Source organism: Yoonia vestfoldensis SKA53, assembly GCF_000152785.1.
Taxonomy (GTDB): Bacteria; Pseudomonadota; Alphaproteobacteria; order Rhodobacterales; family Rhodobacteraceae; genus Yoonia; species Yoonia vestfoldensis_A.
On sequence record NZ_CH672414.1, the window covers coordinates 2,399,760 to 2,416,895 of the forward strand.

Sequence of the window (17,136 nt, forward strand, 5' to 3'; positions counted from 1 at the left end):
TCTAGACCTCGCGCGGCTGTCGCGCGAGGGTCAGATATTTTGTCGTCAGGCCGCAAAGCTCTAACGCCTCGCTTGGCACATTGGTTGCATGATCCGCGCCCGTCAAAGCCGTAACATCATATTGTTTTTCGACCTCGAGGATTGTCCCGCCGATCACGACAGGCATGGATGTCTTGGACGAACTGCGGATGACGTAGACAATACGCCGCAGCGATTCAAGACTTTCGCCCGAGGATGCTGAAATGAACACCGCGTCATAGCTGGTCTTGGCCAGTTTCTGTGCAAGCTCTTGCGAGTCCGCACCCAGCATCAGCCGGACCGATAATCCCTTGCGGCGCAATTGCCCGCTCAGCACCATGGCGCCCAAAGTGTGATATACGTCCTGTCCGACGATCAACATGATCGAGGGCGCCGCTGGATTGGCCGACTGGTCGCCTGCCCATTCGGGGCCAAGTTCACGCAGCATCGCCTGCAACCGCGACACGCCGATTGTCACAGCCGCAAAGCTAAGCCCGTCCGAGCACCAATCGTCACCAAGCTCACGCGCAAGCTGGGGAATATAAAAATCCGCGATATCATCACGGCCGATTCCTGCCAAAATCGCATCCTGCATCACTGCGATACACCCATCGCGGTTCACATCCAGCGCGGCGGCGCGCATTGCGGTTATGACTTTCCTGTCTAAATGTCGGGGGGCAAAGGGCACAAGCGTCAGCCCAGTGCCGGTAGCCTGTGGTATCGGGTCCGGAATCTGGCGAAGCGCGTTTGCCGCCATGACGTCTATGTTGCGGCGATCAGCCATGTCTGCTCCTGACCTTTGACCCGCATCAGCGCGCATCAATAGAGTTGGGCTATTGTCGGTCTTGCCGCCCATAATGTCAAAGTAAATTGACACAACGCAAAACAAGCTTCCAATTATATGTGATAAATTACTGTTTTATATGTTATTTAATGCCCCCGAAGGGGTTGGGTGGTGATCTGACACATCCTGCAAGATAAGTGTAAGTTAAAGTTGACACATGCCCCCAAAGGCTCCTAATCTGGGTTCAGTCAATATCGGGAGGCCACATGTCAGTCACAAGCACCGCGCCGGGAAATACCGCCGTTCGGGGTCGCCCTGCGGCCCGCCGGCTTTATTCCGATGCAGAGCGTGCACGGCGTGACAGCACCCGCTGGACCTTGGTTCAGGGTATTCTTGCGCCGGTGCAGTTTTTGGTCTTCCTGATCTCGCTGGGGTTGGTGTTGCGCTATCTCGTGACGGGGGCCGGATATGACGCTGCGACACTCTCGATCGTGATCAAGACCGTCTTGCTGATCACCATCATGATCACCGGTGCGATCTGGGAAAAAGTTGTTTTCGGTCAATACCTTTTCGCCCCTGCCTTTTTCTGGGAAGATGTGTTCAGCTTTGGCGTGATCGCCTTGCATTGCTGGTACATGGTCGCACTGCTGACTGGCGCGATGGACCCCATGTCGCTGATGTATGTGGCTCTTGCCGCCTATGCCGCCTATGTCGTCAACGCCGGTCAATTCCTGTGGAAACTGCGCATGGCGCGCCTTGATGCAGAGGCACGCGCATGAACGCCCTGACCCCCTCTAACGGCGGTTGCCGCACAGCGCCGGTCCTCAAGGAGCGTGGCCAGCGCGAAGTGTTCTGCGGCCTGACGGGAATCATCTGGCTGCACCGCAAAATGCAGGACGCGTTCTTTCTGGTCGTTGGATCGCGCACCTGCGCCCATTTGCTGCAATCGGCGGCGGGAGTGATGATTTTCGCCGAACCCCGATTCGGCACAGCGATCCTGGAAGAAACCGATCTGGCCGGCATGAAAGACGCGCAGGTCGAAATCGACCGCGAAGTCGCCCGCCTGCTGGAACGCCGCCCGGATATCCGGCAGCTGTTCCTTGTTGGGTCTTGTCCGTCCGAAGTGATCAAGATCGATCTGGCCAAGGCCGCTGAGCGCCTGTCGCAGATTCATGCGCCGCATGTACGCGTGCTGAATTATTCCGGCTCCGGGATTGAGACGACCTTCACCGAAGGCGAAGACGCCTGCCTTGCGTGCATGGTCCCAGTACTGAAATCGACCGCGGCGCGCGAATTGCTTGTCGTCGGCGCACTCCCCGATGTGGTCGAAGACCAGATGCTGTCGCTGCTGGCTGATATGGGCATTGGCCCTGTCCGCCTGCTGCCCGCGCGTCGGATAGACGACACAACCGCCGTTGGTCCCAATACCGTTTTCGCACTGGTGCAGCCTTTCCTTGGCGAAACCCATGCCGCGTTAGAGCGGCGTGGCGCGCGCTATTTGCCCGCCCCTTTCCCCTTCGGTGACGAAGGCACCACAGCCTGGCTGCGCGCCATCGCCACAGAATTCGGCGTCAGTGAAGAAACCTTCGACGCCGTCACAGCCGCCCCCCGCGCCCGCGCGCGCAAGGCGATTGCACAAGCGGCAGAGGTATTGCGCGGCAAATCGGTGTTCTTTTTCCCCGATAGCCAGCTTGAAATCCCGTTGGCCCGTTTCCTGACCCGCGAATGTGGCATGACTGCGATCGAGGTTGGCAGCCCCTATATCCATGATACCTTGCATGGTCCCGATCTCGACCTGCTGCCTGCTGGTCCACAGATTTCCGAAGGGCAGGACGTGGACAAACAACTTGACCGCGCCCGCGCCGCACGGCCTGATTTGACAATATGCGGCCTTGGTCTCGCCAACCCGCTGGAGGCCGAGGGCCTGTCCACCAAATGGGCCATCGAGCTCGTCTTCACGCCCGTGCATTTCTACGAACAAGCAGGCGATCTGGCGGGTCTGTTCTCGCGCCCGTTGCGCCGCAAGGCCGTGCTTCATCTGGAGGCCGCCGAATGACACCTGCCCTCGCTTTGTTCAAAATACTCATCTCAGGACGGACCGAATGAAGCTGACCGTCTGGACATATGAAGGCCCGCCCCATGTCGGCGCGATGCGCGTCGCCACGGCTATGAAGGGTTTGCATTACGTCCTGCACGCCCCGCAGGGCGATACCTATGCTGACCTTCTGTTTACGATGATCGAACGGCGCAACCACCGCCCGCCGGTCAGCTACACCACCTTTCAGGCGCGCGATCTGGGCGCCGATACCGCCACCTTGTTCAAGAAATCCTGCCAGGATGCCGTCGACCGGTTCCAGCCCGAGGCGATCATCGTAGGTGCGTCCTGCACCGCCGAACTGATTCAGGATGATCCCGCAGGCCTGTCGGAAACGATGGGCCTGACGATCCCCGTGATCCCGCTCGAACTGCCCAGCTACAGCCGCAAGGAAAACTTTGGCGCGGATGAAACATTTTACCAGATCGTCAAAGCCTTGGCCAAACCCAAAGACCGCACAGCGCGGGTGACATGTAATATCCTTGGGCCCACAGCCCTTGGATTTCGCGCCCGCGACGATGTCGAGGAACTGACCGGTCTTTTGTCTGACCTTGGTGTGCAGGTGAATGTCACAGCGCCATTGGGCGCGACGCCATCCGATATCGCTCGCCTGCCTGCTGCGCATTTCAACGTGCTGTTGTCGCCTGAAACGGGTGAAGCCGCCGCGCGCTGGCTGGAAAAAACCTATGGTCAGCCGTTCACGAAAATTGTCCCTATCGGCGTCGGTGCGACCCGCGATTTCATCGCAGAGGTCAGCGACATCATCGGCAAACCTGTGCTGATCGACGAAAGCCGTTTGCGCCTGCCGTGGTGGTCGCGGTCGGTGGACAGCACCTATCTGACCGGCAAGCGCGTGTTCATCTTTGGCGATGGCACCCATGTCGCTGCCCATGCCCGAATCGCGCGCGATGAAATGGGGTTCGAGGTCGTCGGGCTCGGCTGCTACAACCGCGAAATGGCACGGCCCGTCCGCGCGCTGGCCAAATCCTACGGCTTGGAAGCCCTGATTACCGACGATTACCTCGAGGTCGAGGCCGCGATTGAGGCACTCAGCCCCGAAATGATCCTTGGCACCCAGATGGAACGCCATATCGGCAAGCGTCTGGGCATCCCCTGCGCCGTGATTTCCGCGCCCGTCCATGTACAGGATTTCCCCGCCCGCTATTCCCCGCAGGTCGGTTTCGAGGGTGCGAATGTCATCTTTGACACGCTGATCCATCCGCTGGTCATGGGTCTGGAAGAACATCTGTTGACGATGTTCCGCGACGATTTCGAATTTCACGACGATGCAGGCCCCAGCCATCACGGCGGCAAGGCAACAGCAAAGGTCGAGCCTGTGGCCGAAGAAGTGCACGCACCGCAGGACGATAATATCATCTGGCTCGCCGATGCCGAAAAAGAGCTCAAGAAGATTCCGTTCTTCGTGCGCGGCAAGGCGCGCCGCAACACTGAAACCTATGCGACGCAAAAGGGTCTGCATCAGATCAGCCTTGATACGCTTTATGAAGCAAAGGCACATTATGCGCGATAATGTTGATCATAGCGCGTATCGCTTCGTCATCCTGACGCTGGATTCGCATTCCGCAGGCCCTGCGATGCGGGCCAGTGACAAGCTGACAGCGGCTTTTCCGGGGCTCGATATCACCATCCACGCCGCCGCCGAATGGGCCGAAAATCCCGCCGCGCTGATCGACGCCAAGCAATCCATCGCGACGGCCAATATCATCGTCACGAACCTGCTGTTCCTCGAGGCCCATACCGCCGCGATCCTGCCTGAGCTACTGGCGCGCCGCGCGGGCTGCGACGCGATGATCAACATCATCGCCGACAGCGATATCGTCAAACTGACGAAAATGGGCGATCTGGACATGTCCAAGCCCGCCAGTGGCCTCATGGGTCTGCTCAAGCGGCTGAAACCCACGGCCAAGGCCAGCAAATCCGGCGAAAGCCAGATGAAAACCCTGCGCCGCCTGCCCAAAATCCTGCGCCTGATCCCCGGCAAAAGCCAGGATCTGCGCAACTGGTTTTTGTCGATGCAATACTGGCTGGGCGGGTCGGACGACAATATCGAACAGATGGTCCGCATGCTGGTGTCGCGGTATGCCAAGGGGCAGGACTGGAAGCCGGTCAAGATCGCGGCGCCCATCGAATATCCTGATGTCGGCGTTTATCACCCCGACCTGCCCGGCCATCACATCAGCACCGATATCGCTGATTTGCCCAGCCCTGCCGCGCCGGTTGCTACTGTCGGCATCCTGATGCTGCGGTCCTATATCCTGTCGTCGGATTGCGCGCATTACGATGCGGTGATCCGCGCTTTCGAGGACAAGGGGATGCGCGTCATCCCCGCCTTTGCGGGTGGCCTTGACGGACGTCCCGCCATCGAGCAATTCTTTCAGGGTCGGGTTGATGCGATGGTGTCGCTGACCGGCTTTTCGCTGATCGGTGGCCCTGCCTATAACGACAGTGATGCGGCTGTCTCGCTGCTGTCGAAACTGGATGTGCCTTACATCTCGGCCCAGCCCTTGGAATTCCAGACGCTTGGCCAGTGGGCCGGATCTGCGCAGGGCCTTGGCCCGATCGAAACCACGATGCTGGTCGCCTTGCCCGAAATCGACGGGGCGACCAACCCGACCGTTTTCGCCGGTCGCCACGGCCCTGACGGCTGCGACGGTTGCGCCCATAAATGCCAGCTGCAATCCCATTGCAAGGCGATGGCCCCCTGCCCTGAACGCATCGAAAGTCTGGCCGAAAAAACCCGCCGTCTGGCTGTCCTGCGTCGTAAGGATAACGCCGATAAAAAGGTCGCCATCGTCCTGTTCGGCTTTCCACCCAATGCAGGCGCTGTCGGCACGGCTGCTTATCTGGCAGTATTTGAAAGCCTGTTCAACACGCTGCACCGTATGCAATCCGAAGGTTACGCGCTGGAAGCCCCCGAAACGGTGGACCATCTGCGCGCGATGATCCTGCAAGGGAATTCCCAGCAATACGGCGAGCAGGCCAATGTTGCGGCCCATGTCGATGCAGATACCATCGTGCGTACGTCCAGGCATCTGCCCGAGGTCGAGGCCGCATGGGGCCCTGCCCCCGGCAAGGTGCAATCCGACGGGCGCGGTGTGTTCGTTCTTGGCCATCATTTCGGCAACGTCTTTGTCGGCGTCCAACCTGCCTTCGGCTATGAAGGCGACCCGATGCGCCTGCTGTTCGAACGCGGTTTCGCGCCGACCCATGCTTTTGTCACTTTCTACAGCTATCTGCGCGATACGTTCAGTGCCGATGTCGTGCTGCATTTCGGGATGCATGGCGCGCTGGAATTCATGCCGGGCAAACAGGCGGGCCTAGGCGCGCGCGACTGGCCGGACCGGTTGATCGGCGAGATGCCGAATGTCTATCTTTACGCCGCCAACAACCCGTCCGAGGCGTCGTTGGCCAAGCGCCGGTCAAACGCGATCACGATCACCCATCTGACGCCGCCTTTGACGACGGCGGGGCTTTACAAGGGCCTGATCGACCTCAAGGACAGTCTGAAACGCTGGCGCGAAATGCCGGCCGAGGATAGCCAGCGCGACGATCTGGAACAGCTTATCCGAGATCAGGCCAATGCGGTCGATATGAACGCGCGCAACATCGACACGCTCTGGCTGAAACTGCTGGAAACCGAAGGGTCGCTGATCACCGAAGGTTTCCATGTCGTTGGCCAGCCGATGTCTGCCGCCGCCCGTGCTGATATGATCCGCCTGATGCCAGCAGGTGAAGCCGCCGACCGCGCCGCTGAACTCCTGAAAGAAGACCATGAACTGCCCGCGCTGATGCGTGCGCTGTCGGGCCATTTCATCGCCCCCGTGCCGGGTGGTGACCTGATCCGGTCGCCAAACATCGTACCGACAGGCCGCAATATACACGCCTTCGATCCGTTCCGCATGCCGACCGCCTTTGCGATTTCCGAAGGCCGCAAACAGGCTGATCTGCTGCTGGAAACCCACCCGACATTCCCGCGCACTGTGGCGCTGGTGCTGTGGGGGTCTGACAATATCAAATCTGATGGCGGCCCCATCGGGCAGGCAATGGCCTTGATGGGCACTGTGCCGCGGTTTGACAACTTTGGTCGTCTGGCCGGTGCTGACCTTGTGCCGCTGGAAAGACTCGGCCGCCCGCGCATTGACGTGGTGATGACGCTGTCGGGTATTTTCCGCGACCTGCTGCCCTTGCAAACCCGCATGTTGGCCGAGGCTGCGTTGAAATGCGCCCAAGCCGACGAACCGCTGGAGCAGAATTTCATCCGCGCCCATGCGCTGACCTATGCGCGTGAAATGAATTGCGATCTGGAAACCGCCGCGCTGCGTGTGTTTTCCAACGCTGAAGGCGCCTATGGGTCCAACGTCAACCAATTGGTCGATAGCTCTGCCTTTGATGACGAGGATGAACTGGCTGATGCCTATGAGGCCCGCAAGAGTTTCGCCTATGGCGTGAACGGCAAGGCCACGCAGAACCCCGGCCTGCTGCAAAAGGCGCTGAAGGATGTGGATCTGGCCTATCAGAACCTTGAATCCGTCGAACTGGGCGTCACCACCGTTGACCATTATTTCGACACGTTGGGCGGCATTTCCCGCGCCGTCAAACGTGCCAAGGGTGGCGTGTCTGCCCCCGTCTATATCGGCGACCAGACACGCGGGTCGGCCAAGGTGCGCACTTTGCAGGATCAGGTCGCATTAGAAACCCGCAGCCGCAGCCTGAACCCGAAATACTATGAGGGTCTGCTGAAACACGGCCACGAAGGTGTCCGCCAGATCGAGGCCCATGTCACCAACACGATGGGCTGGTCCGCCACCACGGGTGAGGTCGAACCCTGGGTCTACCAGCGCTTGTCGGAAACGTTCGTGTTGGACGATGCCATGCGTGAACGGCTGGCGGCGCTGAACCCGCAAGCCTCGATGAGGATGGCCAACCGCCTTTTGGAAGCATCGGACCGCAAATATTGGGCACCCGATGCCGCAACGCTGGCGGCCCTGCAAAACGCAGCCGACGCCCTTGAAGATCGTATGGAAGGGATCGCCGCAGAATGACCCCTTTCACCATGAATATAACTGAAAGGAGGCTCCCATGAGCCCCAGAGACGAAATCCCAAACCTGCGCGGCCAAGATGGCGAAGGTTCGGTTCAGGTCCATCAGGATGACGACACCAAGATCGAAGGCGCAAAGGTCTTTGCCGTTTACGGCAAGGGCGGCATCGGCAAATCGACGACATCGTCGAACCTGTCGGCGGCCTTTTCCAAGCTGGGCAAGCGGGTGTTGCAGATCGGTTGCGACCCCAAGCATGACAGCACTTTCACGCTGACCGGCACTTTGGTGCCGACGGTGATCGACATTCTGAAAGAGGTCGATTTCCACGCCGAAGAACTGCGCCCCGAAGATTTCATCTTTGAAGGTTACAACGGCGTCAAATGTGTCGAGGCTGGCGGCCCCCCCGCCGGTACCGGTTGCGGCGGCTATGTTGTTGGGCAGACGGTGAAACTGCTCAAGCAGCATCACCTGCTGGAAGACACCGATGTCGTGATCTTCGACGTGTTGGGCGATGTGGTTTGCGGTGGCTTTGCGGCCCCCTTGCAGCATGCCGACCGCGCGCTGATTGTCACCGCCAATGATTTCGACAGCATCTATGCGATGAACCGGATCATCGCGGCAGTGCAGGCCAAATCGGCCAATTACAAGGTGCGTCTGGCAGGCTGTGTCGCCAACCGGTCCAAGGCCACGGACGAGGTGGACCGCTATTGCGCCACGGTCGGTTTCAACCGCATCGCGCATATGCCTGATTTGGATGCGATCCGCCGCAGCCGTCTGAAAAAGAAAACCCTGTTCGAAATGCCCGATGACCAAGATGTCGTCATGGTGCGCGCCGAATACATCCGCCTTGCCGAAACGCTGTGGAACGGGACAGAGGCGCTGGCCCCCGCACCGCTGCCTGATCGTGAAATCTTTGAATTGCTCGGGTTTGATTGATGACGCAATACGCCGCCACACGTGACCGGGTCGAACACTATTTCGACCGCACCGCGACCAAGGTCTGGGAACGGTTGACGTCCGACGCGCCGGTGTCGGGCGTGCGGGCGACCGTGCGCGCGGGCCGCGACCGGATGCGCGCGCTGATGCTGGCGCAATTGCCCGACGATCTGCGTGGTGCGCGGATTTTGGATGCCGGATGCGGCACGGGCGCGATGGCGGTTGAACTGGCGCAGCGCGGGGCCGATGTGGTGGCGGTGGATATTTCGCCCGCACTGGTTGAAATCGGGGCAAAGCGGATGCCAGCCGGTCTGCCCGGCACGATCACCTGGGTCGCGGGCGATATGCTGGACGCGACCACCGGCGTGTTCGACCATGCCTTGGCGATGGATTCGTTGATCTATTACAGCGCGCCCGATATTGCCGCGCTGCTTGATCGGGCCTCGCCACGGATCAACGGCAAATTCGTCTTTACCCTTGCCCCGCGCACACCTGCGCTGATGCTGATGTGGCGGGCGGGCAAGCTGTTCCCCGCCGGGGACCGAAGCCCTGTAATGATCCCGCACACGACCGCAGGCGTCGCAGATGCCCTGCGCAAGGGCGGCGTCAAAGGTGCGCTGCGCGATATCGAACGGGTCAAATCGGGTTTCTACATCTCGAATGCGCTGGTCTTTGAAAGGGCACGCAAATGATTTTCAAGGCGTCGACACTCAAGCGTATTTCGGTCAACCTGCTGCCCTTTAGCGACGCGGTCAGCGATGATCTGCCGCTGGGCCAGCTGTTGCGCCTGTCGCTATTCCAGGTGTCGGTGGGCATGGCGGCCGTGATGCTGCTGGGCACGCTAAACCGTGTGATGATCGTCGAGCTGAACATCGCCTCGACCCTTGTGGCGTTGATGATCGCGATTCCGGTGCTGGTGGCACCGTTCCGCGCGCTAGTGGGGTTCAAGTCCGACAATTACCGCTCCGCCATCGGGTGGAAACGGATTCCCTATCTTTGGTTCGGGACAATGTGGCAATTCGGCGGCTTGGCAATCATGCCGATGGCGCTGCTCGTGCTGTCTGGGGATCGCACGCTGGATGTGGATTGGGCGGGTTATGTCGGTGCGGGGCTTGCGTTTTTGCTGACCGGTGTCGGTATGCATATGACCCAGACCGCAGGGCTTGCGCTGGCAGCGGACCGCGCCACCGATGAAACGCGGCCACGTGTTGTGGCGTTGCTTTATGTAATGAACCTTGTCGGCATGGCGATTTCGGCGCTGATTATCGGCGCGCTTTTGCGTGATTATAGTGCTTTGCGCTTGGTTCAAGTCGTGCAAGGCACCGCGGTTGCGACCTTAATTTTGAATATGATCGCGCTGTGGAAACAGGAACGCGTGAACCCGATGACCAAGGCGCAACGCGCCGAACCGACCCCAAGCTTTCGTGAAGCATGGGGCGATCTGGCCAAAGGTGGCGATGCAGGTCGGTTGTTGGCGGTCGTGTTTATCGGCACCATGGCGTTCAGCATGCAAGACGTGTTGCTGGAACCTTATGGCGGCGAAATCATGGGCCTGTCGGTTTCGGCCACAACATTGCTGACCGCGATGTGGGCCTGTGGCGCGCTGGTGGGTTTTGCGCTGGCGGCGCGTTGGCTGGCGGCATCGCTTGATCCGTTCCGCATGTGTGCGCGCGGTTTGCTGGCGGGCGTGCTTGCGTTTAGCCTTGTGATTTTCGCAGCACCCATCGGGTCATCTGCATTGTTTTATCTGGGCGCCGGTATGATCGGTTTCGGCAGCGGGTTGTTTGGGGTTAGCACGCTGACCGCCGCAATGACCATGCCGACGATCGGGCGCGCCGGTCGCGGTCTTGCCCTTGGTGCCTGGGGGGCTGCACAGGCCACCGGCGCAGGGCTATCCATCTTTATCGGGGGCACCTTGCGTGACCTTGTAAACCACGCCGCTGGGAACGGCATATTGGGAGAGGCGCTCGCCACGCCTGCCACGGGGTATTCGGTGGTTTATCACACCGAAATCGCCCTTTTGTTCATCACAATGATCGTGCTGGGGCCGCTTGTGCGGCTGCGGCCAATAACACAAGGGGGGTCTGCCAAGCTGGAATTGGCCGACTTCCCGACCTGATCTCGAAAGGACCACAACATGGTTGGAACTACATTCTTTGGCAACTTCGATCTGGCGAGCGCAGCAATCTGGCTTTTCTGGATCTTCTTTGCGGGTCTGATCTATTACCTGCAAACCGAAAACATGCGCGAAGGCTATCCGCTTCTGGACGAAGAAGGAAAGCCTGCCCCGAACCAAGGGCCGTACCCAGTCCCGTCCGACAAGACATTCCACCTGCGCGATGGTCGCGGTGAACTGGCCCTGCCAAGCGGCCAGCGCGGCGATCGTGACGATCTGGCGCTGGTGCAATCGTCGCGCGCTGCTGGATCGCCTTATATTCCAACTGGCGATCCGATGATGGATGGCGTTGGTCCGGCATCCTGGGCGCCACGCCGTGACGCGCCGGAACTGGATGCGCATGGTCACGTCAAGATCAAGCCTATGTCGATGCTGCCTGAGTTCAGGATCTCTGCTGGCACCGATCCGCGCGGCAACGTTGTCGTCGGCGGTGATGGCGAGGTTGTCGGCCGTGTGATCGACATGTGGGTCGATGTGCCAGAAGCGCTGGTGCGTTTCCTGACCGTCGATCTGAACCCCGAAGGCAGCGGCAAGACCCGCCTGATCCCGATGAATATGGCACGGATCAAAGGCGACCGTGTCGTTGTCCGGTCGCTGTACGCGCACAACTGGGACGGCGTGCCTGTGACCAAGTCACCGGATGTCGTCACCCTGCTCGAGGAAGAAAAGATCATGGGCTACTACGCTGGTGGGACGCTTTATGCCTCTGCCGACCGCCTAGAGCCACAAGTCTAACCGCTACTGGCCCCGGCTCGCCACCGGGGTCCGCCAACCCAAGGGAATACGAAAATGACCCACGACGATTTCGCCGCAGAACCGATCCCCGGACTGCCTGAAAGACTGCCCGCAGGTGAATATATTATCTGGCAGGGATCACCCGACCACAAAGCGCTAGCGCGTGAAGCCTTGTCGCTCCGCTGGGTGGCTGGGTACTTCGCGCTGCTGACGGTGTGGCGCATCGGCGCGTCCTCGGCGGATTATCCGCTGAATGTATCGGTCATGCACGGCGTGCCTTTCGTTGTTGCGGGCCTTGTGGCCTGCGGCCTGCTGTATCTGGTTGCCTATGTGCAGGCGCGCGCCACGATCTATACGCTGACCAACAAGCGCGTTGCGATGCGGATCGGTGCGGCGCTGACGATGACGCTGAACCTGCCCTATACATGGATCGGCACGGCCAAGCTGGATCTGCGGCCCAATGGAACCGGCACGCTGGCGTTCGAGCTGATCGGTGACAGTCGCGTGTCCTATCTGATGACCTGGCCGCATGTCCGGCCTTGGTACATGACCCGCACCCAGCCTGCGCTACGCTGCATCCCCGATGCGGAAAATGTCGCGCGGCTGTTTGCCGAAGCCGCGGAAACCCGCATTTCCGCGCCGAAAGTGACCCGTGCCGCAACCAAAACCGGCGTATCTGCCGTCGCAGCGGAGTAAGTATCATGGCACATGCCCCCAACACGATGAAGCATCCTGAAACGATCCTCGTGCCGCCATTTGTCGCGCGGGCGATGTTCGCGCTGATGATCGCCGCGGTCGGTCTGGTCGCTTATGCCAAGATCACCGACAAACCGCTGGTGGCGGTTGTCGCGCAGACACCGGTCGCGCAAAGCCTGGATGTCATCATCACCGGCGACAAAAGCGGGATTTATACCGTCACCAGCCTTGATGGTGCGCTGCTGGCACGGTCGTCGGATGAATTGGCCGGATTTTTGGGTGTCATGGGGCGCGTGATTGACCGTGAACGCCTTGTGGCGGGTGTGATGGGCACGCCGCCCTTGCAGATCGTGCAGCGCCAGAACGGGAATGTCGCTATTCTTGATCCAAGTACTGGTATGACGACCGAACTGATTGGCTATGGCCGAGATAACGTGGCAGCCTTTGCCAAGCTGTTGGATTGAAACTGTGCGCAGGCTAGCCCCCTGCACGCGATGATGTGAAAGGGAACTCACATGGGACTATTTTTAAGAGAGACGGAAACCGCGCCTTGCACGGTGACCATTTCCCACCGGTTCGAGGAACTGTCGGCACATGTCCGGTTGGACAATGGTGCTGTGATCTATCCGGGGGACACCGTGCAGGTGCAGGGGCCGGAAATCATGGCTGCCTTTGGTGAATTGATCGAGGAAAAGCGCACCGCCGTCATCACACGAGCGTCCAAGCTCGAACAGCTCTGGACCCGCGCAACGGGTGATTTCGAATTCATGGAACTGTGCGAATTTTCCTTTAGTGACGAGGTGCTGTCATGAACATGCATTCATCCAATGCCGCCACCGCCGAAGAAGCCATCGCCGCGCAAGAGGCCCTGCCGCCGCTCACGAATGAAGAAGCGACCAAGGTCGCGATGTCGAATACGTTGCTGACGCCGCGGTTCTATACCACCGATTTTGCCGAAATGGATGCGATTGATGTCACACCAGTGCGCAAGGATTGGGATGTGCTGATCGCGCAGATGAAGGCCGACCCCAACAAGGGTCATTTTCGCAAGAACGCAGACTGGGACCATGTCGATTGGGACGGGATGGAACCCAAGCTGAAGGCAGAGTTCATTGATTTCCTGATCTCAAGCTGTACTGCCGAATTTTCGGGCTGTGTGCTGTATAAGGAAATGAAACGTCGCGGATCGAACAAGGACATCACCGAATTGTTCCAGCTGATGGCCCGCGACGAGGCCCGCCATGCCGGTTTCATCAACGATGCGCTGCGCGAAGCGGGCATTGCCGTGAACCTTGGGTTCTTGACGCAGGCCAAGAAATACACCTATTTCCGGCCGAAATTCATCTATTACGCGACCTATCTGTCGGAAAAAATCGGTTATGCGCGGTATATCACGATCTACCGTCATCTGGAAGAAAACCCCGAATACCGGTTCCACCCGATTTTCAAATGGTTCCGCGAATGGTGCAATGACGAGTTTTCGCATGGCGAGGCGTTTGCCCTGCTGTTGAAAACCGATGCCAAGCTGACTGAAAGCCGCACCAACAAGTTGTGGATCAAGTTTTTCCTGACAGCGGTGTTTTCCACGATGTGGGTGCGCGATCACCAGCGGCCCGAATTCCACAAGGCGCTGGGCGTTGATCCGGCATGGTATGGCCAGGAAGTGTTCCGCAAAACATCGGACATTTCGCGGCAGGTGTTCCCCATGGTGCTGGATATCGACCATCCGCGCTGGCAACCCGCGCTGAACCGGATACAGGATGCCAATGTGCAGATCGCATTGGGACGCAAGCAGGGCGGCTTTGGCGGCTGGGTGAAACGCATGACTGGATCGGCACGGGCCGCAACGTCATTCGTGTCCTTGCTGATGATCCCAGTCGTGAAAAGCGATGTTCCTGAAAGCCCGCTGATGGCGCCGGCCTATTGATGGCGCGGGCGGTTTTCATCTTGAAAACCGGTGGAGGCGCTGCCTCCACACCTCCGAGGTATTTGTGCTCGGAAGATGAAACATGACCGGCGCGGTGACAGCCATCATCGCGGCGATATTTCTGTGGTGGTTTTCCACAGGGGTGATTTTGCTGGCTGTGCGCCGCGCGGATCGCAGTGGGCGCCATCAGGCGGTCGTTCTGGCAGGTCTGCCGTTGCTGATGGTCGGTGTCTGGGCTGTCGCCGCGTCGCTGATGCGGGTCGATGTGGCGGGGGTTTATCTGGGGTTTCTCGGCGCGCTGGCGATTTGGGGCTGGATCGAGCTTGCGTTTCTGGCTGGTGTCGTCGCCGGCCCGATGCGCGACGATTGCTTGCCCGGCCTATCTGGAAAAGCGCGGTTCTTTCGCGCCTTTGCCACCGTTTCTCATCATGAACTTTTGCTGACGGCTGGTCTTTTGGGGCTGGTTCTGGCCTCTGGCGGGGTTGAAAACCAGATGGCGGTGGCGACTTATCTGATCCTGTATCTGGCGCGTATCTTTGCCAAGCTGAACCTGTTTTTCGGCGTGCCGCGGATCAATATGGAATTTGTGCCGCTGCGCCTGATCCATCTGAAAAGCTATTTCCGGCGCGGCCCTGTCACGCTCGCCTTTCCTGCGGCGATCACCGTCCTGACCGCCTTGCTTGCGCTGTGCACCGAACTGTTGTGGTTCGCTGGGTCTGGCGCGGCGGTTGCGGGCTATGGCCTGCTGACGGCGCTTGCGGCGCTTGCCCTTCTCGAACATTGGCTGATGGTCATTCCATTGCCGGATGCGAAACTCTGGCGCTGGATGTTGCCCGCGCCCAAAACGATGCCCAAAGAAGAAAGATAAGACCGATGGATTTTGACGCCCTTTTCAATGCGCAGCTGGATCAACTGAAGGCCGATGGCAATTACCGCTATTTCGCGGAACTGGAACGCCAATGCGGCAAGTTTCCCCGCGCGGCCAGCCATGCTGTGGACGGTGCTGTGCGCGATGTGACGGTGTGGTGTTCCAATGATTACCTTGGCATGGGTCAGCATCCCGCTGTCATCGGCGCGATGTGTGAGGCTGTCCAGCGCACCGGCACCGGATCGGGCGGCACCCGCAACATCAGTGGCACCAACCATGATCACCTGCTGCTGGAACGCGAATTGGCTGATCTGCATGGCAAGGAATCGGCGCTGCTGTTCACATCCGGCTATGTGTCGAACTGGGCCGCGCTGTCGACCTTGGGTAGCCGGTTGGAAAACTGCGTGATCCTGTCGGATGCGGGCAATCACGCCTCGATGATCGAGGGCATCCGCCATTCGCGCGCGCAAAAGGTAATCTGGAAGCACAACGATTATCGTGATCTGGAGATGAAGCTGCGCGCCCTGCCCGCCGACGTCCCCAAGATTGTCGCTTTTGAAAGCGTCTATTCCATGGATGGCGATATCGCGCCCATCCGCCAGATCGTCGAAGTCTGCGAAAAATACGGTGCCATGACCTATCTGGACGAGGTCCATGCCGTCGGCATGTATGGCCCGCGCGGTGGCGGTGTGAGCGAACGCGAAGGGCTTGCCGACCGGATTACCCTGATCGAAGGGACGCTTGGCAAGGCGTTTGGCGTTGTCGGCGGCTATATCACCGGATCGGCGGCGCTGTGCGACTTCATCCGCAGTTTTGCCTCGGGGTTCATTTTTACAACCGCCTTGCCACCCGCGATCGCTGCTGCTGCGCGCACATCGATCGCCTATCTCAAGCAGTCCGAGATGGAACGCGCCCGCCAGCGGCGTCAGGTCGCGCGCCTGCGCGCCGCTCTCGACCGCGAAGGCATTCCGCATATGCATAACGATAGCCATATCGTGCCGGTCTTGATCAAGGACCCGGTCAAAACCCGGATGCTTGCGGATTACCTGATGCGCGAATGGGACATCTATGTGCAGCCGATCAATTATCCCACGGTCCCCAAGGGAACAGAAAGGCTGCGTTTTACCCCATCGCCGCTGCATTCGGATGAAGATATTGACCATCTGGTCACGGCGCTGCGCGTTTTGTGGAAACAATGCGCATTGGCGCATGCTGTTGCCTGAATGCTAGGCCACTTCTTTTCCTGCGTGGGGGTGGACCGCCGCACAGGATGCTCTACAGTAACAAACGACTGGGGCAACGGTCACTTAATCAGGTCGAAAAGGAATACGATCATGAAAAATTTTACAATCGCTGCGGCGCTGGCCATTCTGGCAGCACCAGCATTTGCACAAGACCTTACACCGACACTCGGCGATGCCGCGAACGGTGAAGAACAGTTCAACCGTCAGTGTGTGGCGTGCCATGTGGTGGCAGACGCTGATGGCAACGTTCTGGCAGGCCGTAACGCGCGCACGGGCCCGAACCAATATGGTCTGATCGGCCGTGTGCTGGGGTCAAATGAAGATTTCAAGTATAGCGACGGCCTTGTCGCACTTGGCGAAGCAGGCGAAGTCTGGAACGAAGCGAACTTCGTGGGATACGTTCAGGACCCAACCGGCTGGATCCGCGAAAAACTGGAAGATCGCCGCGCACGCGGCAAGATGGCCTATCAGGTGCGCGCCGAACAGGACGCCTATGACCTTTATGCCTATCTGGCGACTTTCTCTGACATGTAAGAAATGGGCGGCGCGCGAACGCGCCGTTTCGCTGTGATCGAAGGGCTGTCAGGGAAACCTGT

The 17,136-nt window shown here is 59.4% G+C and carries 16 protein-coding genes; 15 read left to right on the forward strand and 1 reads right to left on the reverse strand.

Annotated elements, in window-relative coordinates; translation table 11 throughout:
• Nucleotide 1: 1 nt before the first annotated feature.
• Nucleotides 2-802 (reverse strand): cobalamin B12-binding domain-containing protein, encoded by an 801-nt coding sequence (locus SKA53_RS11630; RefSeq protein WP_110549031.1) that lies wholly within the window; start codon nucleotides 800-802, stop codon nucleotides 2-4.
• A 266-nt stretch (nucleotides 803-1,068) separates the two neighbouring features.
• Here SKA53_RS11630 and bchF point away from each other — a divergent pair, with 266 nt between their 5' ends.
• The 15 genes from bchF (at nucleotide 1,069) to SKA53_RS11705 (ending at nucleotide 17,074) form a co-directional block, all read left to right on the forward strand.
• Nucleotides 1,069-1,581, forward strand: a complete 513-nt coding sequence (gene bchF, locus SKA53_RS11635) for a 2-vinyl bacteriochlorophyllide hydratase (RefSeq protein WP_007206346.1) — start codon at nucleotides 1,069-1,071, stop codon at nucleotides 1,579-1,581.
• The gene (locus SKA53_RS11640) at nucleotides 1,578-2,858 is read left to right on the forward strand and encodes a ferredoxin:protochlorophyllide reductase (ATP-dependent) subunit N (RefSeq protein ID WP_007206347.1); all 1,281 of its coding nucleotides are present in this window, start codon (nucleotides 1,578-1,580) and stop codon (nucleotides 2,856-2,858) included. Before bchF ends, SKA53_RS11640 begins: the two co-directional genes overlap by 4 nt.
• A 46-nt stretch (nucleotides 2,859-2,904) precedes the next feature.
• Nucleotides 2,905-4,428 carry a ferredoxin:protochlorophyllide reductase (ATP-dependent) subunit B gene (gene bchB / locus SKA53_RS11645; protein ID WP_007206348.1) on the forward strand — a complete coding sequence of 508 codons (1,524 nt, stop codon included), beginning with the start codon at nucleotides 2,905-2,907 and terminating at the stop codon, nucleotides 4,426-4,428.
• Nucleotides 4,418-7,960, forward strand: a complete 3,543-nt coding sequence (locus SKA53_RS11650; RefSeq protein ID WP_007206349.1) for a magnesium chelatase subunit H — start codon at nucleotides 4,418-4,420, stop codon at nucleotides 7,958-7,960. Before bchB ends, SKA53_RS11650 begins: the two co-directional genes overlap by 11 nt.
• A gap of 37 nt (nucleotides 7,961-7,997) precedes the next feature.
• A complete protein-coding gene (gene bchL / locus SKA53_RS11655; RefSeq protein WP_007206350.1) occupies nucleotides 7,998-8,894 on the forward strand; it encodes a ferredoxin:protochlorophyllide reductase (ATP-dependent) iron-sulfur ATP-binding protein in 897 nt (298 codons plus the stop codon).
• The gene (gene bchM, locus SKA53_RS11660; RefSeq protein WP_007206351.1) at nucleotides 8,894-9,586 is read left to right on the forward strand and encodes a magnesium protoporphyrin IX methyltransferase; all 693 of its coding nucleotides are present in this window, start codon (nucleotides 8,894-8,896) and stop codon (nucleotides 9,584-9,586) included. Before bchL ends, bchM begins: the two co-directional genes overlap by 1 nt.
• Nucleotides 9,583-11,013, forward strand: a complete 1,431-nt coding sequence (locus tag SKA53_RS11665; protein ID WP_007206352.1) for a PucC family protein — start codon at nucleotides 9,583-9,585, stop codon at nucleotides 11,011-11,013. Before bchM ends, SKA53_RS11665 begins: the two co-directional genes overlap by 4 nt.
• 18 nt (nucleotides 11,014-11,031) lie before the next feature.
• Nucleotides 11,032-11,805: a photosynthetic reaction center subunit H gene (puhA, locus tag SKA53_RS11670; RefSeq protein ID WP_007206353.1), complete on the forward strand. Its 774-nt coding sequence runs from the start codon at nucleotides 11,032-11,034 to the stop codon at nucleotides 11,803-11,805.
• Between the two features lie 54 nt (nucleotides 11,806-11,859).
• Nucleotides 11,860-12,501: a photosynthetic complex putative assembly protein PuhB gene (puhB, locus tag SKA53_RS11675; RefSeq protein WP_007206354.1), complete on the forward strand. Its 642-nt coding sequence runs from the start codon at nucleotides 11,860-11,862 to the stop codon at nucleotides 12,499-12,501.
• Between the two features lie 5 nt (nucleotides 12,502-12,506).
• Nucleotides 12,507-12,965 (forward strand): photosynthetic complex assembly protein PuhC, encoded by a 459-nt coding sequence (gene puhC, locus SKA53_RS11680; RefSeq protein ID WP_007206355.1) that lies wholly within the window; start codon nucleotides 12,507-12,509, stop codon nucleotides 12,963-12,965.
• Nucleotides 12,966-13,016: 51 nt separating this feature from the next.
• Nucleotides 13,017-13,313, forward strand: coding sequence for a hypothetical protein (locus tag SKA53_RS11685; RefSeq protein WP_040482964.1), 297 nt, complete (start codon nucleotides 13,017-13,019; stop codon nucleotides 13,311-13,313).
• The gene (acsF, locus tag SKA53_RS11690; protein ID WP_007206357.1) at nucleotides 13,310-14,428 is read left to right on the forward strand and encodes a magnesium-protoporphyrin IX monomethyl ester (oxidative) cyclase; all 1,119 of its coding nucleotides are present in this window, start codon (nucleotides 13,310-13,312) and stop codon (nucleotides 14,426-14,428) included. Before SKA53_RS11685 ends, acsF begins: the two co-directional genes overlap by 4 nt.
• Nucleotides 14,429-14,510: 82 nt before the next feature.
• Nucleotides 14,511-15,296, forward strand: a complete 786-nt coding sequence (gene puhE, locus SKA53_RS11695; protein WP_007206358.1) for a putative photosynthetic complex assembly protein PuhE — start codon at nucleotides 14,511-14,513, stop codon at nucleotides 15,294-15,296.
• Nucleotides 15,297-15,301: 5 nt separating this feature from the next.
• The gene (gene hemA, locus SKA53_RS11700) at nucleotides 15,302-16,519 is read left to right on the forward strand and encodes a 5-aminolevulinate synthase (RefSeq protein WP_007206359.1); all 1,218 of its coding nucleotides are present in this window, start codon (nucleotides 15,302-15,304) and stop codon (nucleotides 16,517-16,519) included.
• Nucleotides 16,520-16,630: 111 nt separating this feature from the next.
• Complete coding sequence (locus SKA53_RS11705; protein ID WP_007206360.1) at nucleotides 16,631-17,074, forward strand: c-type cytochrome; 444 nt, start codon at nucleotides 16,631-16,633, stop codon at nucleotides 17,072-17,074.
• The last annotated feature ends 62 nt before the right edge of the window (nucleotides 17,075-17,136 follow it).

Bases quoted from the DNA above. Each gene is read 5' to 3' on its own strand.
- SKA53_RS11630 (WP_110549031.1), bottom strand. From the start codon at position 802: ATGGCTGATCGCCGCAACATAGACGTCATGGCGGCAAACGCGCTTCGC.
- bchF (WP_007206346.1), top strand. From the start codon at position 1,069: ATGTCAGTCACAAGCACCGCGCCGGGAAATACCGCCGTTCGGGGTCGC.
- SKA53_RS11640 (WP_007206347.1), top strand. From the start codon at position 1,578: ATGAACGCCCTGACCCCCTCTAACGGCGGTTGCCGCACAGCGCCGGTC.
- bchB (WP_007206348.1), top strand. From the start codon at position 2,905: ATGAAGCTGACCGTCTGGACATATGAAGGCCCGCCCCATGTCGGCGCG.
- SKA53_RS11650 (WP_007206349.1), top strand. From the start codon at position 4,418: ATGCGCGATAATGTTGATCATAGCGCGTATCGCTTCGTCATCCTGACG.
- bchL (WP_007206350.1), top strand. From the start codon at position 7,998: ATGAGCCCCAGAGACGAAATCCCAAACCTGCGCGGCCAAGATGGCGAA.
- bchM (WP_007206351.1), top strand. From the start codon at position 8,894: ATGACGCAATACGCCGCCACACGTGACCGGGTCGAACACTATTTCGAC.
- SKA53_RS11665 (WP_007206352.1), top strand. From the start codon at position 9,583: ATGATTTTCAAGGCGTCGACACTCAAGCGTATTTCGGTCAACCTGCTG.
- puhA (WP_007206353.1), top strand. From the start codon at position 11,032: ATGGTTGGAACTACATTCTTTGGCAACTTCGATCTGGCGAGCGCAGCA.
- puhB (WP_007206354.1), top strand. From the start codon at position 11,860: ATGACCCACGACGATTTCGCCGCAGAACCGATCCCCGGACTGCCTGAA.
- puhC (WP_007206355.1), top strand. From the start codon at position 12,507: ATGGCACATGCCCCCAACACGATGAAGCATCCTGAAACGATCCTCGTG.
- SKA53_RS11685 (WP_040482964.1), top strand. From the start codon at position 13,017: ATGGGACTATTTTTAAGAGAGACGGAAACCGCGCCTTGCACGGTGACC.
- acsF (WP_007206357.1), top strand. From the start codon at position 13,310: ATGAACATGCATTCATCCAATGCCGCCACCGCCGAAGAAGCCATCGCC.
- puhE (WP_007206358.1), top strand. From the start codon at position 14,511: ATGACCGGCGCGGTGACAGCCATCATCGCGGCGATATTTCTGTGGTGG.
- hemA (WP_007206359.1), top strand. From the start codon at position 15,302: ATGGATTTTGACGCCCTTTTCAATGCGCAGCTGGATCAACTGAAGGCC.
- SKA53_RS11705 (WP_007206360.1), top strand. From the start codon at position 16,631: ATGAAAAATTTTACAATCGCTGCGGCGCTGGCCATTCTGGCAGCACCA.